Source organism: Acidovorax sp. 94 (assembly GCF_003634645.1).
GTDB classification, from domain to species: Bacteria; Pseudomonadota; Gammaproteobacteria; order Burkholderiales; family Burkholderiaceae_C; genus Acidovorax; species Acidovorax facilis.
In genome coordinates, this window is sequence record NZ_RBJA01000001.1 from 444299 (window position 1) to 466931 (window position 22633).

The following is a 22633-nucleotide window of genomic DNA, read 5'->3' on the forward strand; positions in this document are numbered from 1 at the left end:
GGAGCACCACCTTTGCGCCATCTTTGAGCGTGTTGGGCCGCGCGGTGGTCGTGTCTCTCCGAGGCTACCGCAAAGATACGAAACGAATGCACATTGTTTCGATTCGCAACAGATGCAGACAATGGGCACGCCAGAGTCACGGCGACGGTTGCCCTGATCTGCGTTGCAAGCGCCTGGCGTTGAGGCCGCCTCCCCTTGGTGGCTTCAATTTGTCAGGACGAGCTGGAACCCCCGGCAACGAAGAACGCATCCAGCACCGGCATCAACACCGGGAACTCCTGCGCAAACCTATCGCGGTTCACAAAGTACGCCTCGCAGGCCACCGCAAAAAACTCGGACTGTGATGTGGCCCCGTAGGCGTCCAGCCAGGGGCGTTCTGCTCCGAAGCGCTCGGCCAGGATCACACGCTCGCGGAACTGCTCGTACGCTGGCTCCCAGGCGGCCCACCAGGCCTCGTAGGCGGCGCGTCCGGTGCGTGTCCCCATGAAGCCTGCGGGCAAGGGCGGGCAGCCGTTGGGTTCGCCGCTCTTCATGTCGAGCTTGTGCACGAACTCGTGCACCACCACGTTGTGGCCGCGTGCCGTGTTCTCGGTGGCATTGGCCACGTGCTCCCAGCTGAGCATGATGGGGCCGCGCTCCATGGCCTCGCCCAGCAGCACCTGGGTGTGTTCATGCACCACGCCGGCCTCGTCCACCGTCTGGCGGCGTGCCACGGCTTCGCCAGGGTGCAGCACGATGCCCACAAAATCGTCGTACCAGTCGAGCGCCTTGGCCGGGTCGCCCCAATGCAACAGAGGCAGGCAGGCTTGCGCTGCAATGTCGATGGCCATGGAGTCGGTCACCACCAGGCCGTGGGCGCCGTGGAACTCCTTGTGGTGCAGGAAGAGGGCGCTCAAGGCGCGCAGCTTGGACTGGTCGTGCAGCGAGAGCGCCGCCAGAAACGGATAACGCTGCAGGGTCTGGAGCCACAGCGTGGCCGAGATGTCGGGCACGGGGGCCACCGTGGCGCGGACGCGGCTCCAGAGCCGATGGAGGAGAGGGGGCATGGCGATCAGGCAGCGGGTGGTAAAACCCCGCGCAGTTCAGGATCGCGAGTACTTGGGGGCCAGGGACCGCCGTTCCAAGCCCGTGTGCGACAAACGCAGTGTTTCCACGCGGGGTGGTAATGCCGCGGCATCCCAGTCGCTGAGCACCACGCGCTGCAGGCCGGGCGCCAGCACATGGTCGGCGGGGCGGTGGGTGTGGCCGTGAATGAGCGTATGCGCCTGAGCCGCCTGCAGCCAGGTGATGGCGGCCGGGCCGTCTACATCGGCATAGGTGACGCCCGACTGTTTGCGTGCCTCGCTCTCCTGGCGGATGCCACGCGCCTGCGCGCGACGTGTGGCCAGGGGCTGCGCCAGAAACTGCTGCTGCCACTCGGCACTGCGGGCCTGCACGCGAAAGCGCTGGTACTCGACATCGTCCAGGCACAGCAGGTCGCCGTGGCTGAGCACGAAGCGCTGGCTGCCAAACACCAGCACCGTCGGGTCTGCCAGGCCAGTGATGCCACACTGCGCCAGGAACGCAGGGCCCGCCAGAAAGTCACGGTTGCCGTGCATGAAGTACACCGGCAGGCGCTGCGCGGCGGCCCGCAGGGCGGCGCAGCCTTCGGCCTCGAAACTGCCAGGTTCGCCCATGGCGTCATCGCCCACCCACACCTCGAACAGGTCACCCAGGATGAAGAGGGCGTCGGCCTCGGTGGTGGCCAGGTAGTGCTCGAAAGCGGCTACCGTGGCGGGCTCGCTGGCCTGCAGGTGCAGGTCCGAAATGAAATCGACCGTGCGCCAGTGCGAGGGCGCGACAAGCTCCTCGAACCGGGGCACGGTCGTGGTCACGGACTTGGAATTCAGATCAGAGAGCGACTGCCTTCTCGATGATCACGTCTTCCTTCGGCACGTCGTCATGAAAACCCTTGCGGCCCGTCTTCACGGCCTTGATCTTGTCCACCACGTCGGTGCCCGACACGACCTTGCCGAACACGGCATAGCCCCAGCCCTGGGCCGAGGGGGCGGTGTGGTTCAGGAAACCGTTGTCGGCCACGTTGATGAAGAACTGGGCGGTGGCCGAGTGCGGGTCGCTGGTGCGGGCCATGGCCACGGTGTAGTTGGCGTTCTTGAGGCCATTGTTGGCTTCGTTTTCGATGGGTGCGTCCGTGCCCTTCTGGGTCATGCCGGGCTCAAAGCCGCCGCCTTGCACCATGAAGCCAGGAATCACGCGGTGGAAGATGGTGTTGTTGTAATGGCCCTTGTTCACATAGGCCAGAAAGTTCTCGACCGACTTGGGGGCCTTGGCGGCATCGAGTTCGAGGGTGATGACACCGTAGCCGGTGATGTGCAGTTCGACCTGGGGGTTGCTCATGGCAATGCTTCCTTCAAAAAAATGGCGGGTTCACTTCACCAGGGTGGCGGAGTTGATGGTGACGGGAGTGGTGGGCACGTTCTGGTGCGGGCCCTTGTTGCCGGTGGCCACGGCCTTGATCTTGTCCACCACGGCCGTGCCTTCGACCACCTTGCCGAACACGGCATAGCCATGGCCGTCGGGGCTCGGGGCGTTGAGCATGGCGTTGTCCTTCACGTTGATGAAGAACTGCGATGTGGCCGAGTTGGGGTTGCCCGTGCGCGCCATTGCGATGGTGTAGGTGTCGTTCTTGAGGCCGTTGTTGGCTTCCAGCGGAATCGGGGCCCTGGTGGGCTTGGGAATCAGGTCAGCGGTGTAGCCACCGCCCTGGATCATGAAACCGTCGATCACGCGGTGGAACACGGTGCCGTCATAGGTCTTGTCCTTGACGTAGCCCAGGAAGTTTTCCACCGTCTTGGGCGCCTTGGCCGGGTCGAGTTGCACCACGATGTCGCCCATCGAGGTAGACAGCTTGACCTTGGGGGCGTCTTGCGCCTGTACGGACGCTACTGAAAAAATAGCTGTCAGCGCAATACCTGCAAGCGCCAGGGTCGAATTTCTTCTGGAAATCATCCAATCACTCCTTCGAAAAATATCTGCCATTGTTGGCCCCGCCGCGCCCAGTACTGGCGTTTGACGGGACCCGTGCGGGCGCCTTCGGCGACTTCGCCGAACGTTACCACCATGGTGTCGGCGGAGTCTGTCCAGCGCAGGTAAGACTTGTCCTTGAGGTGGAGTTCCCGGCCTTTCAGGGCGCGGGTCTCCGCCTGGAGCACCTGGGTCCATTCGTTGAGCGGTTTTTTGCGGTAACTCTGGAAGTCTGGCGCGTAAAAGCCCAGCAACCGGTTCATGTCGCCCTGGGTCTTGGCGCTGCGCCAGGCATTGAGCACCGCGTCAAAAGACTTGCGGTCCGCCTGCACGGCGTGGGGCGCTACCCACTGCAGCTGGCGCGCAATGACCACGGGGGTGGAACGGGGCTCCACGGTGCGCAGAATGCGTTCCAGGTCGGGATTGGCCAGCACCAGGCAGCCATCGGTGGCCAGGGGCGCGCGGGCAAACTGGTCGGGTGGCGTGCCATGCAGCCAGATGCCGCTGCCGGTCTTGCCCCGGCTCTGGTCCAGCGGGTTGGGGTAGTTGATGGGCAGCGCGCCTGCGCCGTAGAAGTCCTTGAGCGTGGCGGGGTCCAGGCGGCTGGTGATGAAGTACACACCAAGCGGTGTGCGCTGGTCGCCCTCCAGGCTTTTCTCGATACCCAGCTTGCCGACCGAGGCGTAGTAGTCGGCCACCAACTGCAGGCCCTTGGGCGTGTTCTCGAAAAGGTACAGGCGCGAGCGCGACGCGTCCACTGCAATCGCATGGCGCGAGCGGGGCGAGAGTTCCAGGAACTGGGCGGGAATGCTGTGTGCGGGTGGGCGGCTGCGCTGGGCGTCCACGCGCTGGCGCGATTCGTTGCGCAGCTCTTCCAGGGTGGTGGCTACCTGCAGGCTGCGTGCTGTGTCGGGCTCTGGCACATCGCCCATGCGGCGGATGGGCCGTGTGCGCGACATCAGCAGGTCGCCCACGGCCAGTTGCGCCAGCTGGAAGTTGGGATAGTCGCGTGCCAGGGTTTCGGCCTGGGCCAGTGCCTCGCGGCTGCGGCCTTCTGCGATGAGCTTGTACACGGCCAGCAGGCGTGTTTCTGCCTGTCCGTCGCGCAGGTTGGGCGCCTTGGTGTCGGCCGGTTCTGTCGAAGGCTGGGTGGCGGCGCGGCGCACTTTTCCGCTCTGGGCGTGCGCCGGTGCTGCCTGCAGCAGTGCGGCGAGGAACAGGGTGCCTGCCGCAGCCCGGCGGCTTGGTGCGGACAACTCCACAAACATGCGCGGTTTCAGGTTCAGGCCTTCAGGGGCTCGGCAGCAGGCACAGCCCGCGCACGCTGCGCAGGCCCAGGGGCGGGGTTCACAGTCAACCGCCTGTGGATTCGCGGACGATGGTCCAGCGGCCGTTGTGGTTCACCAGGTCCAGCGTCTTGCGGCTCGTGACGTTGAGAGCATCAGCAGTGTAGGCCTGCCGAAAACGGGCGGTGGCCTTGTCGCCATTGACCGCAACGGTAACGTCGGACAGCTGCACGTTGATCTTGGACTTGCCCACGATGCGCGCCTCGCGCTCCTTTTCCCACGCTGAGCGCGTCTGGCGGCCGGGTGGATCGAACGATTTGTCGTAGGCGCCCAGATAGGCCTGCATGTCTTTGGCCGACCAGGCGGCCGCCCATGCCTGCACGGCTGAGGTCACGGCCTGAACGGCTGCGGCGTCGCTTGCTGCTGCCGGGGTGGCTGAGGGTGCTGCGGTGGGGGCTTGGGCGATAGCAGGCGCAGGAGCAGGAGCTGCACTGGGCGCAGATGCGGGTACGGGTGTGGCTGCCGGGGTCGGTGCAGGGGCGGGGGCCACTGCTGCGGGTGGCGCTGGCCGCTGCGTGGCCACCACGGCAGGGGCCGTTGCCGGGGCGGCGGCGGCGGGGCGGCCTGGCTTGCCGGCGGTTTCAGGCGCGAACAGCTCGCGGATCAGTGCCAGCTTGGGCTTGACGGAATTGGCGTTGGTGGCGTCCAGCTGCAGCGCCTTGTTGTAGGCCTGGCTGGCCAGCTTGGCGTAGATGTCGCCCAGATTTTCGTGGGCAGTGGCGTAGCTGGGGTTGGTGCGGATTGCCATCTCCAGCGCCGTGCGTGCCTTGTCGAGCTGGTTCTGGTTGGCGTAGAGCACCGCCAGGTTGTTGTAGGGCTCGGGCAGCTCTGGGTATTCTTCGGTCAGCTTGGTGAAGGTGGTGATGGCATCGGCAGGCTTGCCCGAATCTGCCTGTGCCACGCCACGCAGGAAGCGCAGCTGCGGGTCGCGTGGGTTGGCGGCCAGGCGCTGATCGGCCTTGGCGAGCGCGTCGGCGGGCTTGCCTGCTTTGATCAGCTGGGTGATTTCTGTGTAGTCGTCGGCCTGGGCCGCGCCAGTGCCCAGCAGCGCGGTCAGTGCCAGCAGGCGCAGGAGGCGTGGAAGTGTGCGGCGGACTTGCTTCATGGGGGCTTCAAAGGTGTGGGGCAGCGTCTGTCCCGGGCGGGGGCTTATACTGCGGCGGATTGTAGCTGAGGGGGTTGTCATGACGGAACGCTGTTGCCGCGGGTGATTTCGCTGTAGGCCCCTCGCTGGGCCAACCCTTCGCCAGGGGCCTTTGCCCCCAGCTGCCGGGTGGATTTTCATTCACCCACCACCCCATCCCCCGTTACTGAAATCCCATGAGTTTGCGCATCTACAACACGCTGTCGCGTGCATTGGAAGACTTTTCCCCGCTCGAACCTGGCCATGTGCGCATGTATGTGTGCGGCATGACCATCTATGACCTGTGCCACATCGGCCACGCCCGCATGATGATGGCCTTTGACGTGGTGCAGCGCTGGCTCAAAAGCAGTGGCTACCGCGTCACCTACGTGCGCAACATCACCGATATCGATGACAAGATCATCAAGCGCGCGCTGGAGCGCGGCATCACCATCCGTCAGCTGACCGACGAGATGATTGCCGCCATGCACCAGGACATCGGCCTGCTGGGCATCGAGCCGCCCTCGGCCGAGCCCCGCGCCACCGAATACGTGCCCCAGATGCTGTCGCTGATCGGCCAGCTTGAGGGCAAAGGCCTGGCCTACCGTGCCAGCAATGGCGATGTGAATTACTCTGTGCGCAAGTTCGACGGCTACGGCAAGCTCTCGGGCAAGTCGCTCGATGAACTGCGTGCGGGTGAACGTGTGGCCGTGCTTGATGGCAAGGAAGACCCGCTCGACTTTGTGCTGTGGAAGTCTGCCAAGGCCGAGGAACCACCCGAGGCCAAGTGGGAAAGCGCTTTTGGCGTTGGCCGCCCCGGCTGGCACATCGAATGCTCGGCCATGAGCTGCGCCACGCTGGGCGAGACGTTTGACATCCACGGCGGCGGGGCTGATTTGCAGTTCCCCCACCACGAAAACGAAATCGCCCAGAGCGAAGGCGCCACGGGCAAGCCGCTCGCGAAGTTCTGGGTGCACAACGGTTTTGTGCGCGTGGACAACGAGAAGATGTCCAAGAGTCTGGGCAATTTCTTCACCATCCGCGACGTGCTCCAGCAGTATGACGCCGAGACGGTGCGTTTCTTCATCGTGCGGGCCCACTACCGCAGCGCGCTGAACTACAGCGATGCCCATCTGGACGACGCGCGCCAAGCGCTCAAGCGCCTGTACACGTCGCTAAGCCTGGTGGCGCCCGCCGATGTGGCGACCATCAATTGGGCCGATCCCTACGCCGCGCGTTTCAAGGCGGCCATGGACGAGGACTTTGGCACGCCCGAGGCCGTGGCCGTGCTGTTTGATCTGGCCGGTGAAGTCAACAAGACGCGATCGGCCGCGCTGGCGGGGCTGCTCAAGGCGCTGGGGGGATGCCTGGGCATTCTGCAAGGTGACCCCAAAGCCTTTCTGCAAGCGGGTGCCAGTGGCGTGGACGAGGCCGACATCCAGGCGCAGATCGCCGCCCGCGCTGCCGCCAAGGCTGCCAAGAACTTCGCTGAGGCCGACCGCATCCGCCAGGCGCTGCTTGCCCAGGGCATCGTGCTCAAGGATTCCGCCGCAGGCACGACCTGGGAAGCTGCGCAGTGAAGCTGGTTTTTATGTCAAATATGCCTCTGGCGCTGGTGGGGTAAGCGGTGGCAGCTCTTAAAAAGATAGCGAGCGATGCTGCAACGCCGCCGCTGGTGCTGGCCACGCCCGACTATTGGGCGGAGGCCTGCAAGCACTTGGTGAAGAAGGACCGGGTGATGAAGCGCCTGATCCCGCAGTTGGGCGATGCCGCGCTGCGTACGCGGGGTGATGCGTTCGTCACGCTGGCGCGCAGCATCGTGGGCCAGCAGGTGTCCGTCACGGCGGCGCAGGCCGTGTGGGAGCGCTTCGTCGCGCTGCTGCCGCGCGGCATGAAGCCCGCCAGCGTGCTCAAGCTCAAGATCGACGACATGCGGGCCGCAGGCTTGTCGGCGCGCAAGGTGGATTACCTGGTGGACCTGGCCATCCACTTTGAACAAGGCAAGCTGCACGTGAAGGACTGGGCGGCGATGGACGACGAAGCCATCATTGCCGAACTGGTAGCGATCCGAGGCATTGGCCGCTGGACGGCCGAGATGTTCCTGATCTTCTACCTGATGCGCCCCAACGTATTGCCCTTGGATGACCCAGGGTTGATCGCAGGGATCAGTCACAACTATTTCTCGGGCGATCCCGTCAGCCGCAGCGATGCGCGCGAGGTGGCCGAGGCCTGGAAGCCATGGTGCAGCGTGGCAACTTGGTATATTTGGCGATCGCTCGACCCCCTGCCGGTGGCTTACTGAAAACGGCTGACCCAGCCTGACGCGCTTTACAAAACTCGTTAACCGTCGGTTACAGTGCGTGCCATTCGTATTCGTGGCAGCCGCAACCGGCGCGATCCCCTAGGAGAAAAACGTTGGCGAAAAAGACCTTTCTGGATTTCGAGCAGCCCATCGCCGAACTCGAATCCAAAATTGAAGAACTGCGCTACGTGCAGACCGAGAGTGCCGTCGATATCTCGGAAGAAATCGACCAGCTGAGCAAGAAGAGCCAGCAACTCACCAAAGACATCTACAGCGAACTGTCGCCCTGGCAGATCACCAAGATTGCCCGGCACCCCGAGCGCCCCTACACGCTCGACTACGTGCGCGACATCTTCACCGACTTCGTGGAACTGCACGGCGATCGCCATTACGCGGACGACCTGTCCATCGTGGGCGGCCTGGCGCGTTTCAACGGCCACGCCTGCATGGTGCTGGGCCACCAGAAGGGGCGCGACACCAAGGAGCGCGCCATGCGTAACTTTGGCATGAGCAAGCCCGAGGGCTATCGCAAGGCCCTGCGCCTCATGAAAACGGCCGAGAAGTTCAAGCTGCCCGTGTTCACCTTTGTGGACACGCCCGGCGCCTACCCCGGCATCGACGCCGAAGAACGCGGCCAGTCTGAAGCCATCGGCCGCAACATTTTCGAGATGGCGCAGCTCGAAGTGCCCATCATTACCACCATTATTGGTGAAGGCGGCTCTGGCGGCGCACTGGCCATCAGCGTGGGTGACCAGGTCGTCATGCTGCAATACGCCATCTACTCCGTGATCAGCCCTGAGGGCTGCGCTTCCATCCTCTGGAAGACCAGCGACAAGGCACAGGAGGCTGCCGATGCCCTGGGCATCACCGCCCACCGCTTGAAGGCCCTGGGCCTGGTGGACAAGATCGTGAGCGAGCCCGTGGGCGGCGCCCACCGCGACCACAAGCAGATGGCGGCCTTCTTGAAGCGTGCCCTGGGCGATGCCTTCCGCCAGGTGGCCGACCTCAAGACCAAAGACCTGCTGGACCGCCGCTACGAGCGTCTGCAGAGCTATGGCCGCTTCAGCGACACCAAGGCCGATAGCCGCTGAGCGGTTGACTGCCCACCGCGCATTGCGCCCACGGCCCTTCGGGGCCGTTGTTGTTTTTGTGGTCAGAACCTAGGAGTGTGGGCGGCAGAAGGAGCACCGGCTGCAACGCGCGATAAACCGGTCTCGCGCGGTACTACCTCCTGCGCCCAGGGGCCCACCCTGGGCTTGTCGGTAGCACCACGCAATCCTCGGTTTTCGCACGTTTCGCTTCGATGCCTTCTGCCGCGCAGCCTCCTCATATGGTCGCCATTGTCAATACTGTCAGTGCCTCATTTGGTGTGCTCTCAGGATCAATCGGGTGATGCGACACGAGCGTTAGCAGCGACGATGAATCAGACTCATATCCGCGGATTGGTTACCAGCACTTCATCGATTCGTCGTGGGCCTGCCTCGCTCTAGCGTCGGGGATCTGCCTTGCGGTGCCCTGGTAGGAGTCTCGAGGGTTGCCCTATCGTGGCCCGTATCGCATCGCCAGATCGATCCTGCTGCTTGCTTGTCCTGCCTCTTTTCTTTCAGATGGTTTGGCCTTGCTCGCGCTGCGCCTGCATGCCGATGGCCCAGATGAAGCCTGCCAACTCTCTTGCGACGGCGATGCAGGCTTTGTTGGCCTGCAAGCCACGTGCACTCAACGCCGCGAAGCGCTGTGTCAGTCGCAACTGCGCTGTCCATGCCATCCTTCGTATCGGCTCGGACAGATCTTGTTGCCTGATCTGCGCTTGTTTGCCGATGCGCGCCTTGAAGCGGTAGTTCCAGGCAGCTTCGGTCAGCAGCCGCCGGGCGTGTGCGTTGCCTGTCTTGGTGATGCTGCCCCGGCTCGTGCGCTGACCACTGGAGTGCTCCGCGGGAACCAGGCCGAGATACCCCATGAGCTTGCGGGGATGCGCAAAGCGCCCCAGATCTCCAATCTCTGCCACCAGACCAATCGCCGTGATCGCGGCAATACCACGCAGCGCCTGCAGCGCAGCCACCACGGGCTCAAAGCGCCAGCCAGTGATCGAGGCCTGTAGCGCCTTCGTCAGCCGGTCCACACGGTCATCTGCTGCCGTCACGGCTTGCCAGTATTCGGTAAATGCCGTCTGCGTGGCGCCAGCACCGAAGTTCAGTGTTCCCAGCCAGCGGTAGTAGGCGCCGCACCACGAAGTTTTGCCGGTGTAGCGCACGTCGTGGCGCAGCAAGAACCCCTTGAGTTGGTGGCGGGCCTGCACGCGAGTGTTGACCGCGTCTTCGCGCGCCCGCGACAGGTCGCGGATCGCTTCGTCCTCTGGGTCGGGGATCCACACGGCGCTCAACTGGCCAGCGCGAGAGCACTCGGCCAATTGAACGCAGTCGCGCCCGTCGGTCTTGATCCTGTCTCCCGGGCGGCGCGGGATCTGCGAGGGGGCAATGATCTCGCACAGGTAACCCTTGCTTTGCAAGGCGCGCTGAAGGCCAAAGCCGGTAGGCCCGGCCTCGTACACGATGTGCAGCTGATCGGCGTTGCCGACCTTGGTCAACACCTTGAACAGCTTGTTCACATCGTGCGTGACCTTGCCTATCAGGCGCCCAGGCATGCGCCCGGGCTCGGCCGCTGCGATGCTGATGCTGTCTTTGTGGACGTCCAATCCCACGTGAATCTTGCTACTCTCTTGCATGGTCGGTCTCCTTGTTGCTGACGACGCAAGTCACAGCATGTAGCTCTACGTCCTTGGACGCAACCTACGATGTGGGAGACCGGCCGCCTAGTCGAGGGGCGGCGACCATGATGTCTAGCGCTCTGCGGGCTAACCACCACTGGCGCACAGGCTGATACCGGATGTAACATGGCTCAATCCGACCGCACGTGCGGGTGGATCAAGAAGGGGTGCCCCATGTCGCTTCTGAAGACGCTCAAAGGCCAGATTCTGGTGTTGTCCGCCCTGTGTATGGTGGCCGCCCTGCTGGTACTGACCCTGGTCAACTACTTTTCAGCGCGCGGGCAGGCGCAGGTGTCGCTGGCGGAAGAGGGGCTGGCCACGGCCAAAAGCCACGCCGAGACCATTGAGGAATGGGCACGGGGCAAGTCGGCGATCATTGCGGCGTCCGTCACCGCCTTTGAAGAGCCCGAGCCCGCCAAGCCGCTGGTCATGCTGCGGGACGCTGGCAAGTTCAGTACCGCCTATTTTGGCTATGCCGACAAAAAATACGTGTTCTCTGAAACACGCAATTTGCCGGCAGATTACGACCCCACTGCGCGGCCCTGGTACAAGCAGGCGGCGCAGGCGGGAACGTCGGTCGTCACGCCGCCCTACATTTCAGCGTCGGACCAGAAGCTCGTGGTGACGTTTGCCACCCCGGTGGGCGCAGGCGCAGCCCTCAAGGGGGTGGCGGCGGGCGATGTGTATATGGAGTCGGTGGTGGCCAATGTGGCCTCCATCCGGCCCACGCCCCAGAGCTTTGGGTTCTTGGTGTCAGCCGACGGCAAGATCATTGCCCACCGCGATCAGGCGCTCACCCTCAAGCCCATTGCGGAGCTGTCCAAAGACCTTGCGGTGGACAAATTGGTCGCCGCTGCCAAAGACAGCACCAGTCTGCTGCAAGCCGACATTGGAGGGCGCAACCGCCTGCTGAGTGTGGTTCCCATCGCTGGCACCTCGTGGATGCTGGTGGTGGCCCTGGATGAGAGCGAAGCGATGGCGCCCATCCGCTCCATGCTGGCCACATCCTTGATTTCCAGCGTGTTGGTGTTGCTGGTAGCCGTCGGGTTGCTGGGTGTGATCCTGACCCGGCGCCTGCGCCGGTTGACCCTGGTGCGCGACGCCATGCACGAGATCGGCACAGGCGACGGTGATCTGTCGCGCCGCATCGACGCGCAGGGCGAGGACGAACTGGCGCAAATTGCTGCCAGCTTCAACAGCTTTGCGGGCAAGCTCTCGGGTGTGCTGGCGCAGATTCGTGATGCCAGCAGCTCGGTGCGCGTGGCGGCCGAAGAGATTGCCACGGGCAACCAGGACCTGAGCGGGCGCACCGAACTCACGGCCTCCAGCCTGGAGGAAACCTCCGCATCGATGCAGCAGCTGACCGAAACCGTGCGCCACAACGCGGATTCAGCTCGCCAGGCCAACCAGCTGGTGGCACAGGCATCCAGCGTGGCGCAGCACGGTGGCCAGGTGGTGGGCAATGTGGTGACCACCATGGAGCAGATCAATGCCGCGTCGCGCAAGATCAACGACATCATTGGAGTCATTGACGGCATCGCCTTCCAGACCAACATCCTCGCATTGAATGCGGCGGTGGAGGCAGCGCGCGCTGGCGAGCAGGGCCGGGGCTTTGCGGTGGTGGCCAGCGAAGTGCGCAGCCTGGCTGGGCGCAGTGCGGAGGCGGCCAAGGAAATCAAGCAGCTCATCAGCGCGTCGGTGGAACAGGTGGAAAACGGCTCGCGCCTGGTGCATGACGCGGGCACCACGATGAAAGACATCGTGACCTCGGTGCAGCGCGTCACGGACATCATGGCCGAGATCACGGCCTCGACCAACGAGCAAAGCACCAGCATCAACGAGGTCGGGCAGGCGGTATCGCACCTGGACCAGATGACCCAGCAGAACGCGGCGCTGGTGGAGCAAAGCGCCGCCGCCGCCCAGAGCCTCAAGGACCAGTCGGTGCGGCTGTCGGAGGTGGTGGGCACGTTCCGCCTGTCCGCCGATGCCTCACGCGCCGGGCCGCGTTTGTCCGCGCCAGCCGGTTGATGGGATGAAGGGGGCAGGCGAGGGGAAGGTGCCCGCGATAATCGGCGCCCATGCATTCCCGCTCTGTCCATCGCTTTTGTGTGCTTGATGCGCCACCACCGCTCCGTGGCGCGGGCCGGGTGCCGCAGTGACCCAGTCTTTCGACGCTGCCATGAAGGCCTTTGCCCCCGCACTGCCACTGGCTGTGGGGCTGAGTGGCGGGGCTGACTCCACGGCGCTGCTGCTGGCTTGTGCGCGCCGGTGGCCTGGGCAGGTGCAGGCCATCCATGTGCACCACGGCCTGCAGGCGGCAGCCGATGGGTTTGAGCGGCATTGCACCGCCTTGTGCCAGGGCCTTGGCGTGCCGCTGTGGGTGGAACGGTTGGATGCCCGCCATGCCTCGGGCCAGAGCCCCGAAGATGCCGCCCGACAGGCAAGATACAAGGCTTTTGAGGCGGTAGCGCTTGCCAGTCAATCGCAAATAGCTATCAAATCAATAGCAATTGCGCAACATGCGGATGACCAGGTTGAGACGCTGCTGCTGGCGTTGTCACGTGGTGCAGGCGTTGCCGGGCTGGCCGCCATGCCTGCCCGGTGGGAACGCGCTGGCGTGGTCTGGCACCGCCCGTTGCTGCCGGTGGCCGCCGGAGACATTCGCAGCTGGCTGCGAGCGCAGGAACAGGGCTGGGTGGAAGACCCCACCAACACCGACGAACGCTACACCCGCAACCGCATCCGCGCGCAGCTACTGCCTGCGCTGGAGGCCGCCTTTCCGGCGTTCCGCGACACGTTCGCCCGCTCGGCCTCCAACGCCGCGCAGGCCGCTGAGCTGCTCGAAGAACTGGCGCAGCAGGACCTGGCGCGCGTCGGTGCACCGCCGCAGATCGCTGCACTGCAGGGCTTGAGCCGCTCGCGCCAGGCCAACGTGCTGCGCCACTGGTTGCGCCAGTTCCACCACACCACGCCCGCCGCGGCGCAACTGGGCGAGCTGTTGGACCAGATTGCGGCCTGCACCACGCGTGGCCACCGCATCCACATCAAGGTGGGGCGTGGCTTTGTGGTGAGGACCGGGTCAGACCTTGACTGGTACTGCCCCCAAGTTGGGGAGCTCTAGTTGCCCGAACATCGCAAGGCACCCTGCGAGGAAGACAAAAAAATGGAACAAGCCGTCGTACCCGGCATCGTGGTCAACTGCGACGAGGCCAAGATCTCCGTGCTGGGCGTGCCCGGCAAGCGCGGCCTTGCCCGCGAGATCCTGGGCGCGGTGGCCAACGCCAACGTCGAAGTCGGCGTGATCATCCAGAACGTGAACAAGGACGGAAAAACCGACGTCAGCTTCACCGTGCACTGCAATGACTACGCCCGCACCATGGACCTGCTCCAGGAGAAGGTGGCACCCACACTGGGGGTGCAGGAACTGGTGGGGGACACCACCATCTGCGCGGTGAGCATCGCCGGTATCGGCATGCACAGCCCTGTGGGGATGGCCAGCAAGATGTTTAGTGCCCTGAGGGAAGAGGGCATCAACATCCAGATGATCTCCACGTCCGCAATCAAGACCTCGGTGGTGATCGACGAAAAGTACGCCGAGTTGGCCGTGCAAAGCCTGTGCAGAGCATTCGAGTGTGACCAGCAAGCCGTACCAGACTGCCTGAATCGGCTCAGAAATGGGGCATAATAGCGGGATTGGAAACGTGACCGAGTGGCCGAAGGTGCTCCCCTGCTAAGGGAGTATGGGGTGTAGAGCCTCATCGAGGGTTCGAATCCCTCCGTTTCCGCCAAGATAAAGCCCAAGTGATTCATTCACTTGGGCTTTTTTCTTGTCAAGCATTCGTCTTGGCGCCTTGTCTGCCGCGCCTGGCGAATTCGCCTGACTCACGCTGCGCTCATTCGTCGATGGACGCGCTCCAGCGGCTGCCCCAATCGCCCCCCTTGTTGCTCACCTTGTCGATCTCGCGCCGATCCCGTTTGGTAGGGCGGCCTTCGTGCAACGTGGCGGCGGGTTCTGGTGCCAGGCGGCGCAACTCCGCAGCCTTTTCGCGGGTGGCGATGCTATCGGGCGTTTCCTGGTACAGCTGTTGGGCGACAGGTGCTGGGCCGCGCGCTCCGCTCAGGCCCATCACCAGCACCGTACGGGCAACCGGCCCCTGGCGCAGCGCGACGGTATCGCCGCAGCGCAGGTCCCGCGCGGGTTTGGCCAGTTGGCCATTGACGGTGACGCGGCCTTTGCCGATTTCTTCGGTGGCCAGGCTGCGGGTTTTGTAAAAGCGCGCGCACCAGAGCCACTTGTCCAGCCGCATTGTCTCCAGGGTGTTCATGTCGGGGATTGTGCCGCGTGTACGGGGTTGCCCATGTCAGCCGATGGCGCGGCCAGTGGCAGGCGCACCACGGCGTCCAGCCCTGTCAGTCTGCTGCCCACCATGCGGTTGGTTAAGGCGATGCTGCCACCGAGGGCTTGCACGATCTCGTGGCAGATCGCCAGGCCCAGGCCGCTGCCCGCGCGCACGTCGCCGGCCGAAAAGGGCTGAAAGAGGCGTGTCGCCAGTTCGTCGTCGATGCCGGGGCCGTGGTCGCTGATGGTCAGCGCCACATGGTGGCTGTCGGTGCGCAGATCCACCGTGAGTTCACTGCCCTGTGGGGCGTGGCGCACGGCGTTGTGCAACAGGTTGCGGCTCAGCTCGCGCAGCATCCACTCATGAGCCTGCACCCGTGCGGGCTCGGTGTGTATGCCGAAATCCAGGTCGCGCTGGGCGATCAGGGGCGAGATTTCTAGCGCCACGGTACGCAGCATTTCGTCCAGCCGTGTGGTCGGTGGGGTGCTTTGCTGGCGCAGTTGCTCCACCTTGGCGAGAGCCAGCATCTGGTTCGCCAGCTGGGTCGCGCGGTCCACGGTGTCGCTGATTTCATGCAGGGCCTGCTGGGGCTCCACATCGCCGCGCAGTGCAGACTGCACCTGGGTCTTGAGCACCGCCAAGGGCGTGCGCAACTGGTGCGAGGCATCGCGCACAAAGCGCTTCTGGTGCCGCAGCAGGTGGCGCAGGCGCTGCATGACCTCGTTGGTGGCATCGATCAGCGGCTGCAGTTCGCGCGGGGTGGAGGGGGCTGCGATGGGGCTCAGGTCGCCCTCCCTGCGCCCTTGTAGCTGCAGGCTCAGCTGCCGCACAGGGTGGATGGCCCGCTGCACCACCAGCACCACGGTCAACGCGATCACGGCGACGAGCAGGGCCTGGCGCAGCAGGGTGTTGCGCAGAATCTGCAAGGCCAGGGTTTCGCGCACCTCCAGGGTTTCGGCCACCTGGATCACGGCCATGGTGCGGCCTTCCGAGCTGGCCACGGGCTGCAGCAGCACGGCCACGCGCACATCGCGCTCCCGAAAGCGGTCGTCGTAGAAATCCACCAATGCCGCATACGGCGGGCGGGCCGGTATCTGGCCGCGCCATACCGGCAGTTCGGCAAATCCAGAAACCAGGTCGCCTTGCAGGGTGGACACACGGTAGAACATCTGGCTCTGGTTGTCCGCCTCAAAGGCTTCCAGCGCGGAGTAGGGCACCGTGGCGCGCAACTCTGCCGCTTCGTCGTAGCCCCGCACATCGAGTTGCTCGCTGATGCTTTTGGCCGATGCCAGCAGGGTGCGGTCATAGGCCGTATTGAGCGAGGCCAGGGTCTGCTGGTAGAGGCTGTAGGTGTTGAACCCGATGAACAGCACCACGGGCAGCAGAATACCCAGCAGTAGGCGCCTGCGCAACGAAGGGTGGCGGCCCGAGTCCGTTGCAGCGCTCATGTGTCGGCCCGCAGCAGGTAGCCCAGCCCGCGCAGGGTCATCAGCGTGAGGCCCGTGCCTGCCAGCTTCTTGCGCAGGCGGTACACCACGACCTCAATGGCCTCGTACTGCACATCCAGCTGGCCGGGGAACACCAGTTCGTACAGCCGCTCCTTCGTTACAGCATGGCCGGGCTGGGCGAGCAGAGCGTGCATCAGTGCCAGTTCGCGCGGTGTCAGCTCCATCACTTCGCCATTCAGGTAGAGCGCGCCGCTGTCCTTGTCGTAACGGATGGCGCCGATCTGCACGGTGCTGGGCGCCAGCGGCGCCACGGTGGGATCTGCGCTGCGCCGCACCAGGGCGCGCAGGCGCGCCTCCAGCTCGTCCAGGTCAAAGGGTTTGGGCAGGTAGTCATCGGCACCCGCGTTCAGGCCCATCACGCGGTCGCCCACAGTGCCGCGTGCAGTGAGGATGAGCACGGGGGTGCGCAGCCCGCGCGAGCGCGCCTGCTGCAGCACCTGCAGGCCGTCGAGCCCGGGCAGGGTCAGGTCCAGGATCACCGCGTCGGGCTGCCGTGCGGCCCACTGGCTGAGCGCCGCGCGGCCGTCGCCCACGGCGGTGACTTCCATGCCACGGCGTGTCAGGGCGCGGTGCAGCGTGGCTTGCATGGTGGGGTCGTCTTCAACAAGAAGCAATTGCATGCGCGGCACCATAGCACCGTCTCATCGGGCCGGTCGCATGAGTGTTTTCCCTGAGTTCATGGACAGCCGTTTGACAGGCAGGGCGCGCATCATCGAGCGGTTCGCAAACCTTACAAGGAGACACCATGCGTCGCGATACCTTCCTCAAATCAATGGCTGCCATGGCCGCCGCAGGCGTGTTGCCTGTGTCGGCCCAGAGCGCTCCGGCCCTCAAGATGATGATTCCCGCCAACCCCGGCGGTGGCTGGGATTCCACCGGCCGTGCGCTGGGCAAGGCCATGCAGGATGCGGGCGCAGCGGCGTCGGTGTCCTATGACAACAAGGGTGGCGCCGCCGGTGCGATCGGTCTGGCCCAGTTCGTCAATGCCAGCAAGGGCGATCCCAACGCGATGATGGTGATGGGCGCCGTGATGCTGGGCGGCATCATCACCGGCAAGCCGCCGGTCGGCCTGGACAAGGTCACGCCCCTGGCGCGCCTGACCAGCGAATACAACGTGTTCGTGCTGCCCGCCAACTCGCCTTTCAAGACCATGAAGGATGTGGTGGACCAACTCAAGAAGGACCCCGGCAGCGTGAAGTGGGGCGGTGGTTCGCGCGGCTCTACCGAGCACATTGCGGCAGCCATGATTGCGCGCGAAGTGGGCGTGGACCCCGCCAAGATCAACTACGTGGCGTTCCGTGGGGGTGGTGAGGCCACCGCCGCCATCCTGGGCGGCAACGTCACCGTGGGCGGCAGCGGCTACAGCGAGTTTGCCGAGTACATCTCTGCGGGCAAGATGCGCGCCGTGGGCGTCACCTCGGGCTCGCGTCTGAAGGGCGTGAACGTGGCCACGCTCAAGGAGCAGGGCATCAACGTGGAAATCGGCAACTGGCGCGGCGTGTATGGCGCGCCCGGCATCACGGCCGAGCAGCGCAAGGCACTGATCGACGCCCTGTCCAAGACCTTCAAGCACAAGGCCTGGCAGGATGCCATGGAGAAGAACGGCTGGACCCCTGCATGGATGGCGGGTGACGAGTTTGCCAACTTTGTGGACGCCGAGTTCGCCAGCATGCGCGCCACGATGGCCAAGTCTGGAATGATCTGATCTGAGACAAGCAAGCAGGTCAAGGCGCTGGCTGCGCGCCCCTGACAGGGGTGTGCGGCCATGCCGCCGGCCGCTCGGTGCGAAAGAAAAACATGACACAACAACATTCATCGCGCTCCAAGCCTTTGCAGACCTTGATCGGTGCGGGGCTGGTGGTGCTGGCGCTGTGCCTGGCCTGGGGGGCCAGTTCGGTCAGCTCTGAGGCTGGCTATGGCGGTGTAGGCCCCAATTTCTTTCCCTGGGTGGTCAGCATTGCCATCCTGATTTGTGGTGTGCTTTGCGTGGTGCACGCGCTGACGGGCGGGTTTCGCGACCTGGAAGAAGGTTCCGGCGACACGCACGCCCACTGGAAAGGCTTCATCTGGGTGTCGGCCGGGCTGCTGCTCAATGCCTTGCTCATCACCACGCTGGGCTTCATCCTGAGTTGCGCACTGTGCTTTGTGCTGTCGGTGCGGGGCTTCAGGAGTTCGGAAGGCGAGTTGGACCTGCGCCTGCAGGCCTGGATCAAAGACTCCGCCATCGGCGTGGCCGTGTCTGCGCCTGTGTTCTGGATGTTTACGCAATTGCTGGCCATCAACCTGCCCGGCCTGACCAATACGGGGTGGCTGTAAAGCCTGCATGTTATGGATACCTTAAACCTTTTGATGCAGGGTTTTGCGACCGCTGCAACACCCATCAACCTGATGTGGGCCTTTGTGGGCTGCATCATCGGCACCGCCGTGGGCGTGTTGCCCGGCATTGGCCCGGCCGTGGCGGTGGCCATGCTGCTGCCCATCACCGTCAAGGTCGAGGCCACGGCCTCCATGATCTTCTTTGCGGGCATCTACTACGGCGCCATGTACGGTGGCTCCACCACGTCCATTTTGCTCAATACGCCCGGTGAGGCCGGGTCCATGGTCACGGCCATGGAGGGCAACAAGATGGCCAAAAGCGGCCGCGCTGGCGCGGCGCTGGCCACCGCAGCCATTGGCTCGTTTGTGGCGGGCACCATTGCCACCATCCTGGTCACGTTCTTTGCGCCCCTGGTCGCCGAATACGCTGTGCGCCTTGGTCCGCCCGAATACTTCATGCTGATGGTGCTGGCCTTCACCACCGTGAGCGCGGTGCTGGGCAAGAGCACGCTGCGTGGCATGGTCGCGCTGTTCGTTGGCCTGGCCATGGGCCTCATTGGTATCGACCAGCTCACCGGGCAAGCCCGCTACACCGGCGGTGTGCCAGAGCTGATGGACGGCATCGAGGTCGTGCTGATCGCCGTGGGCCTGTTTGCCGTGGGCGAAGCCCTGTACAACGTGATGTACGAAGGCCGCACCGACGAAACGCAGAACCGCCTGACCAGCACGCACATGACCAAGGAGGAGTGGAAGCGCTCCTGGCCTGCGTGGATTCGCGCCACGTTCATCGGCTTTCCGTTTGGCACCGTGCCCGCTGGCGGTAGCGAGATCCCGACCTTCCTGAGCTATGCCGCTGAAAAGAAGCTGAGCAAGAACCCCGAAGAGTTCGGCACCACCGGCGCCATCGAAGGTGTGGCCGGCCCCGAAGCCGCCAACAACGCGGCCATCACAGCCACGCTGATCCCGCTGCTCACGCTGGGCATTCCCACATCGAATACCACGGCCATCCTGCTTGGCGCGTTCCAGAACTACGGCATCCAGCCCGGCCCCCAGTTGTTTGACACCAACGGTGCGCTGGTGTGGGCGCTGATCGCGTCGATGTACATCGGCAACGTGATGCTGCTCATCCTGAACCTGCCTTTGGTGGGCCTGTGGGTCAAGCTGCTGAACATTCCCAAGTCGTACCTGTACGCGGGCATTCTGGTGTTCTCCACGCTCGGTGTGTATGGCATGCGCCAAAGCGCGTTCGACCTTGTGCTGCTGTATGCGATTGGCCTGCTGGGCGTGGTGATGCGCCGCTTTGACTTCCCGGCTGCGCCGGTGGTGGTGGGCATGATCCTGGGCCCCTTGGCGGAAGCCCAGATGCGCAATGCCGTGGCCATTGGCGAAGGCAAGTGGAGCATCTTCGTGGAGCGTCCAGGCTCGCTGACCCTGATCGTCATCGTGCTGGCCGTGCTGATCGTGCCGCGCCTGCTGCGGCGCTGGGCGGCGCGTAAGCTGGCATTGGTGCAGGCCTGACCGGCGCTCGCCTTTCACCCACAAAAAAACCGCGCTGCAATGGCGCGGTTTTTTGTTTCTTGGGGCACCCGTTGGCGCGGGTGTTTTTTCAGCATCTGCGCAAGCCAGACACCGGGGGCTGGACGCCCCCGGTGCCCTCCCCACCAAGGTGACTTGCGTGCTCACAAGCCGTGAATCGTACCATAAAATGCGAATAGTTCTTATTTGCAAAGGTGGCGCATGCATTCACTTCCGCAGGAGTTTCTGGCACTTTGCCGCCAATTGGGCGATGTGCAAAAGCGCTGCAGTGCCACGGTGGCAGCCCAGGCGGCACAGATAGATGCCCTCCAGGCCCAGGTGCTGCTACTGCGTGCCGAGGTGATCGTGCGGGACACGCGCCTGGCCATGGCGCAGGATGCGCTGGCGCAGTGGAAAGCGGCCCACCCCAGCCTGCCGCGCCGCAAGGCGATGGCCCGCCACGTCAGCGTGCTGGTCGAACGCATTGCCAGCCTGTCGCGCGAATGCCTGCGCTGGCGGCTGGCGGCAGAGGCGCCCGCCCAGCCCGTGCAGTCCGAAGGTAGTCTGGGCGTGGCAGGCCATCCTTCTGCGGCCAAGGGCCAAGGTTGCGCCGAGCCCGATGCCGCGCCGGACGGCACCCTGGACGCCAATCTGGCCGCTGCCGACCTGGTGATCTGCCAGACGGGCTGCATCAGCCATGACGAGTACTGGCGCGTGCAGGACCACTGCCGCCGCACAGGCAAGCCCTGCATCCTGGTGGACCAACCCCTGGCCGTGCGCGAGGCTGAGGCGCTGGCCGCCGTTCAGCCCATGGTGGTTCTGCGCATGACGCGCGCGCAGCGCCCGGTGGGCAATGCACAGGCGACCGACGGGTATGTGGTTCTGGATAAAAATAGGCTCTCTTCCGTTTCGGGTGGAACACTACAGTTCAAATAAATCCATTGACACCCCCTGAACAGGAGCCCTCCCGATGCAAGAAGCGTTGTTCTGCCAAGCGTTGGGGCTGGCCGCGCCCTGGGCTGTGGAGCGTGTTGCACTGGATGTCGAGCGCAGCCGCATCGACCTGTACGTGGTCTGGCAATCGGGCAGTGCCGCCTGCCCCGTTTGCGCCGCAGCTGAGCAGAAACTGCATGACCACCGCCAGCGCAGCTGGCGGCATCTTGATTTCTTTCAGTTCGAAGCCTACGTGCACTGCGCGCTGCCTCGCGTGTCATGCAGCGCCTGCAGCTCTACGACCCAGCTGAGTGTTCCCTGGGCGCGAGAGGGCAGCCGCTTCACGCTCATGTTCGAGGCTCTGGCTCTGACGCTGGCCCGTGAGATGCCGGTGGCCGCGTGTGCACGCATCCTGCGCTGTGCGGACAACGCCTTGTGGCGCCAGATCGATGCCCATGTCAGCTTGGCGCGCGCCAAGGAGAGCTACGCGGGTGTGGCGGTCATCGGTATCGATGAGACCAGCTGCGCCAAAGGCCACAGCTACATCACCCTGGTGCACGATCTTGAGCGGGCGCGACTGATCTACGCCACACCCGGCAAGGATGCCAGCACCGTGCAGCGCTTTGCGGCGGACCTCAAGAGCCACCAAGGCAGGCCCGAAGCCATCCAGGTGGTGTGCATGGACATGTCCAAGGCCTTTATCGCAGGAGCAGGCCAGCACTTGCCCCAGGCGGCCATTGCCTTTGATGGCTTTCATGTGGTGCAGATGGCCAACCGGGCAGTGGACGCAGTGCGGCGGGAAGAGGCCCGGGGCGAGCGCTGGCTCAAGAAGACCCGTTGGTGCTGGCTCAAGGACAAAGCCAAGTGGACGGACAAAGAGCAGGCAAAGATGGATTGGCTGCCTCGCACCCGATTGAAGACCGCCAGGGCGTGGCGGATGAAGGAGGCGCTGCGCGATGTTTACAGGAACTCAGACGCGGATGCCGCCAGCAGTGCACAGGCACTCAAGAAATGGCTGCACTGGGCGCAACGCAGCCGCTTGCAGCCCTTCAAGGACTTGGCCAAGACCATCCAGCAACACTGGGCGGGAATACTCCAGGCGTTTGATGCTTCTCATCTGCACACCGGCTATGTGGAGGCGGTGAACTCACTGTTGCAAGCAGCTAAGGCCAAGGCGCGTGGCTATGGCACCACCGATCACTTCATCGCCATGGCGTTCTTGATTGCTGGCAAGCTCACTCACCTGCCAGGCAGTCCTTTGCGAAAAGCAAGGGCCTGACCATGGCTCTGGTGGGGAATGTGGCGTTCCACCCGAAATGGAAGAGAGCCTAAAAATAGCCTCTAGCGCTTGATGATATTGTGCTAATAGCTATAAAAATAGTAGCATTTGGATTTGCAGGCAGCTGCGCGGAGACAGCGGCGTGACTGTTCTTCGGCCCACCCCGCCGCGCTACCATCCGCA

Annotated in this window: 20 protein-coding genes, 1 tRNA gene and 1 pseudogene; 12 read left to right on the plus strand and 10 right to left on the minus strand. The window is 64.2% G+C overall.

Annotation, left to right across the window (positions count from 1 at the left end):
- Positions 1-212: 212 nt before the first annotated feature.
- The 6 genes from C8C94_RS02040 to C8C94_RS02065 all read right to left on the minus strand — a co-directional run bounded on the left by C8C94_RS02040 (position 213) and on the right by C8C94_RS02065 (position 5475).
- Positions 213-1046, minus strand: coding sequence for a zinc-dependent peptidase (locus C8C94_RS02040; protein ID WP_121419536.1), 834 nt, complete (start codon positions 1044-1046; stop codon positions 213-215).
- A gap of 36 nt (positions 1047-1082) precedes the next feature.
- Positions 1083-1874: a UDP-2,3-diacylglucosamine diphosphatase gene (locus C8C94_RS02045; RefSeq protein ID WP_121419537.1), complete on the minus strand. Its 792-nt coding sequence runs from the start codon at positions 1872-1874 to the stop codon at positions 1083-1085.
- A 16-nt stretch (positions 1875-1890) separates the two neighbouring features.
- The gene (locus C8C94_RS02050; protein ID WP_121419538.1) at positions 1891-2397 is read right to left on the minus strand and encodes a peptidylprolyl isomerase; all 507 of its coding nucleotides are present in this window, start codon (positions 2395-2397) and stop codon (positions 1891-1893) included.
- 30 nt (positions 2398-2427) lie between these two features.
- The gene (locus C8C94_RS02055; RefSeq protein ID WP_121419539.1) at positions 2428-3009 is read right to left on the minus strand and encodes a peptidylprolyl isomerase; all 582 of its coding nucleotides are present in this window, start codon (positions 3007-3009) and stop codon (positions 2428-2430) included.
- Entirely contained in the window at positions 3006-4292 is a 1287-nt protein-coding gene (locus C8C94_RS02060) for a L,D-transpeptidase family protein (RefSeq protein WP_121419540.1), read from the minus strand. Before C8C94_RS02060 ends, C8C94_RS02055 begins: the two co-directional genes overlap by 4 nt.
- Positions 4293-4377: 85 nt before the next feature.
- Positions 4378-5475 (minus strand): nuclear transport factor 2 family protein, encoded by a 1098-nt coding sequence (locus C8C94_RS02065; protein WP_121419541.1) that lies wholly within the window; start codon positions 5473-5475, stop codon positions 4378-4380.
- Positions 5476-5690: 215 nt separating this feature from the next.
- Between C8C94_RS02065 and cysS the strand changes: the two genes are divergently transcribed.
- The 3 genes from cysS (at position 5691) to C8C94_RS02080 (ending at position 8886) form a co-directional block, all read left to right on the plus strand.
- A complete protein-coding gene (gene cysS / locus C8C94_RS02070; protein WP_121419542.1) occupies positions 5691-7073 on the plus strand; it encodes a cysteine--tRNA ligase in 1383 nt (460 codons plus the stop codon).
- Between the two features lie 47 nt (positions 7074-7120).
- A complete protein-coding gene (locus C8C94_RS02075) occupies positions 7121-7795 on the plus strand; it encodes a DNA-3-methyladenine glycosylase (RefSeq protein ID WP_176885413.1) in 675 nt (224 codons plus the stop codon).
- A 113-nt stretch (positions 7796-7908) separates the two neighbouring features.
- Positions 7909-8886 (plus strand): acetyl-CoA carboxylase carboxyltransferase subunit alpha, encoded by a 978-nt coding sequence (locus C8C94_RS02080; RefSeq protein ID WP_055400675.1) that lies wholly within the window; start codon positions 7909-7911, stop codon positions 8884-8886.
- A 512-nt stretch (positions 8887-9398) separates the two neighbouring features.
- On the opposite strand, the gene C8C94_RS02085 is transcribed toward C8C94_RS02080, so the two are convergent.
- Positions 9399-10517: an IS110 family transposase gene (locus C8C94_RS02085; protein WP_121419543.1), complete on the minus strand. Its 1119-nt coding sequence runs from the start codon at positions 10515-10517 to the stop codon at positions 9399-9401.
- A 216-nt stretch (positions 10518-10733) separates the two neighbouring features.
- Here C8C94_RS02085 and C8C94_RS02090 point away from each other — a divergent pair, with 216 nt between their 5' ends.
- The 4 genes and pseudogenes from C8C94_RS02090 to C8C94_RS02105 all read left to right on the plus strand — a co-directional run bounded on the left by C8C94_RS02090 (position 10734) and on the right by C8C94_RS02105 (position 14347).
- The gene (locus C8C94_RS02090; protein ID WP_121419544.1) at positions 10734-12587 is read left to right on the plus strand and encodes a methyl-accepting chemotaxis protein; all 1854 of its coding nucleotides are present in this window, start codon (positions 10734-10736) and stop codon (positions 12585-12587) included.
- A gap of 127 nt (positions 12588-12714) precedes the next feature.
- Positions 12715-13680 carry a tRNA lysidine(34) synthetase TilS gene (gene tilS / locus C8C94_RS02095; RefSeq protein WP_121419545.1) on the plus strand — a complete coding sequence of 322 codons (966 nt, stop codon included), beginning with the start codon at positions 12715-12717 and terminating at the stop codon, positions 13678-13680.
- A 27-nt stretch (positions 13681-13707) separates the two neighbouring features.
- Positions 13708-14244, plus strand: a pseudogene (locus C8C94_RS02100) (ACT domain-containing protein); the annotation flags it as partial.
- A 10-nt stretch (positions 14245-14254) separates the two neighbouring features.
- Positions 14255-14347 (plus strand) — tRNA-Ser (locus C8C94_RS02105).
- Positions 14348-14452: 105 nt separating this feature from the next.
- Here the strand turns inward: C8C94_RS02105 and C8C94_RS02110 are convergent.
- Genes C8C94_RS02110 through C8C94_RS02120 form a run of 3 tightly spaced genes read right to left on the minus strand, consistent with a single transcriptional unit; the run spans position 14453 to position 17027 of the window.
- Positions 14453-14884 carry an RNA-binding S4 domain-containing protein gene (locus tag C8C94_RS02110; RefSeq protein ID WP_055400419.1) on the minus strand — a complete coding sequence of 144 codons (432 nt, stop codon included), beginning with the start codon at positions 14882-14884 and terminating at the stop codon, positions 14453-14455.
- On the minus strand, positions 14881-16347 hold the full coding sequence (locus C8C94_RS02115) for a sensor histidine kinase (protein WP_121419546.1): 1467 nt from the start codon (positions 16345-16347) through the stop codon (positions 14881-14883). The genes C8C94_RS02110 and C8C94_RS02115 overlap by 4 nt, the downstream gene beginning before the upstream one ends.
- The gene (locus C8C94_RS02120; protein WP_055400466.1) at positions 16344-17027 is read right to left on the minus strand and encodes a response regulator transcription factor; all 684 of its coding nucleotides are present in this window, start codon (positions 17025-17027) and stop codon (positions 16344-16346) included. The genes C8C94_RS02115 and C8C94_RS02120 overlap by 4 nt, the downstream gene beginning before the upstream one ends.
- Positions 17028-17152: 125 nt before the next feature.
- Between C8C94_RS02120 and C8C94_RS02125 the strand changes: the two genes are divergently transcribed.
- The 5 genes from C8C94_RS02125 to C8C94_RS02145 all read left to right on the plus strand — a co-directional run bounded on the left by C8C94_RS02125 (position 17153) and on the right by C8C94_RS02145 (position 22450).
- Complete coding sequence (locus C8C94_RS02125) at positions 17153-18112, plus strand: tripartite tricarboxylate transporter substrate binding protein (protein WP_121419547.1); 960 nt, start codon at positions 17153-17155, stop codon at positions 18110-18112.
- 92 nt (positions 18113-18204) lie between these two features.
- Positions 18205-18723, plus strand: a complete 519-nt coding sequence (locus C8C94_RS02130; RefSeq protein ID WP_055400468.1) for a tripartite tricarboxylate transporter TctB family protein — start codon at positions 18205-18207, stop codon at positions 18721-18723.
- 12 nt (positions 18724-18735) lie between these two features.
- Positions 18736-20241 carry a tripartite tricarboxylate transporter permease gene (locus tag C8C94_RS02135; protein ID WP_121419548.1) on the plus strand — a complete coding sequence of 502 codons (1506 nt, stop codon included), beginning with the start codon at positions 18736-18738 and terminating at the stop codon, positions 20239-20241.
- A gap of 219 nt (positions 20242-20460) precedes the next feature.
- On the plus strand, positions 20461-21174 hold the full coding sequence (locus C8C94_RS02140) for a DUF2325 domain-containing protein (RefSeq protein WP_121419549.1): 714 nt from the start codon (positions 20461-20463) through the stop codon (positions 21172-21174).
- A gap of 34 nt (positions 21175-21208) precedes the next feature.
- Complete coding sequence (locus tag C8C94_RS02145) at positions 21209-22450, plus strand: ISL3 family transposase (protein ID WP_121419550.1); 1242 nt, start codon at positions 21209-21211, stop codon at positions 22448-22450.
- Positions 22451-22633: the final 183 nt, after the last annotated feature.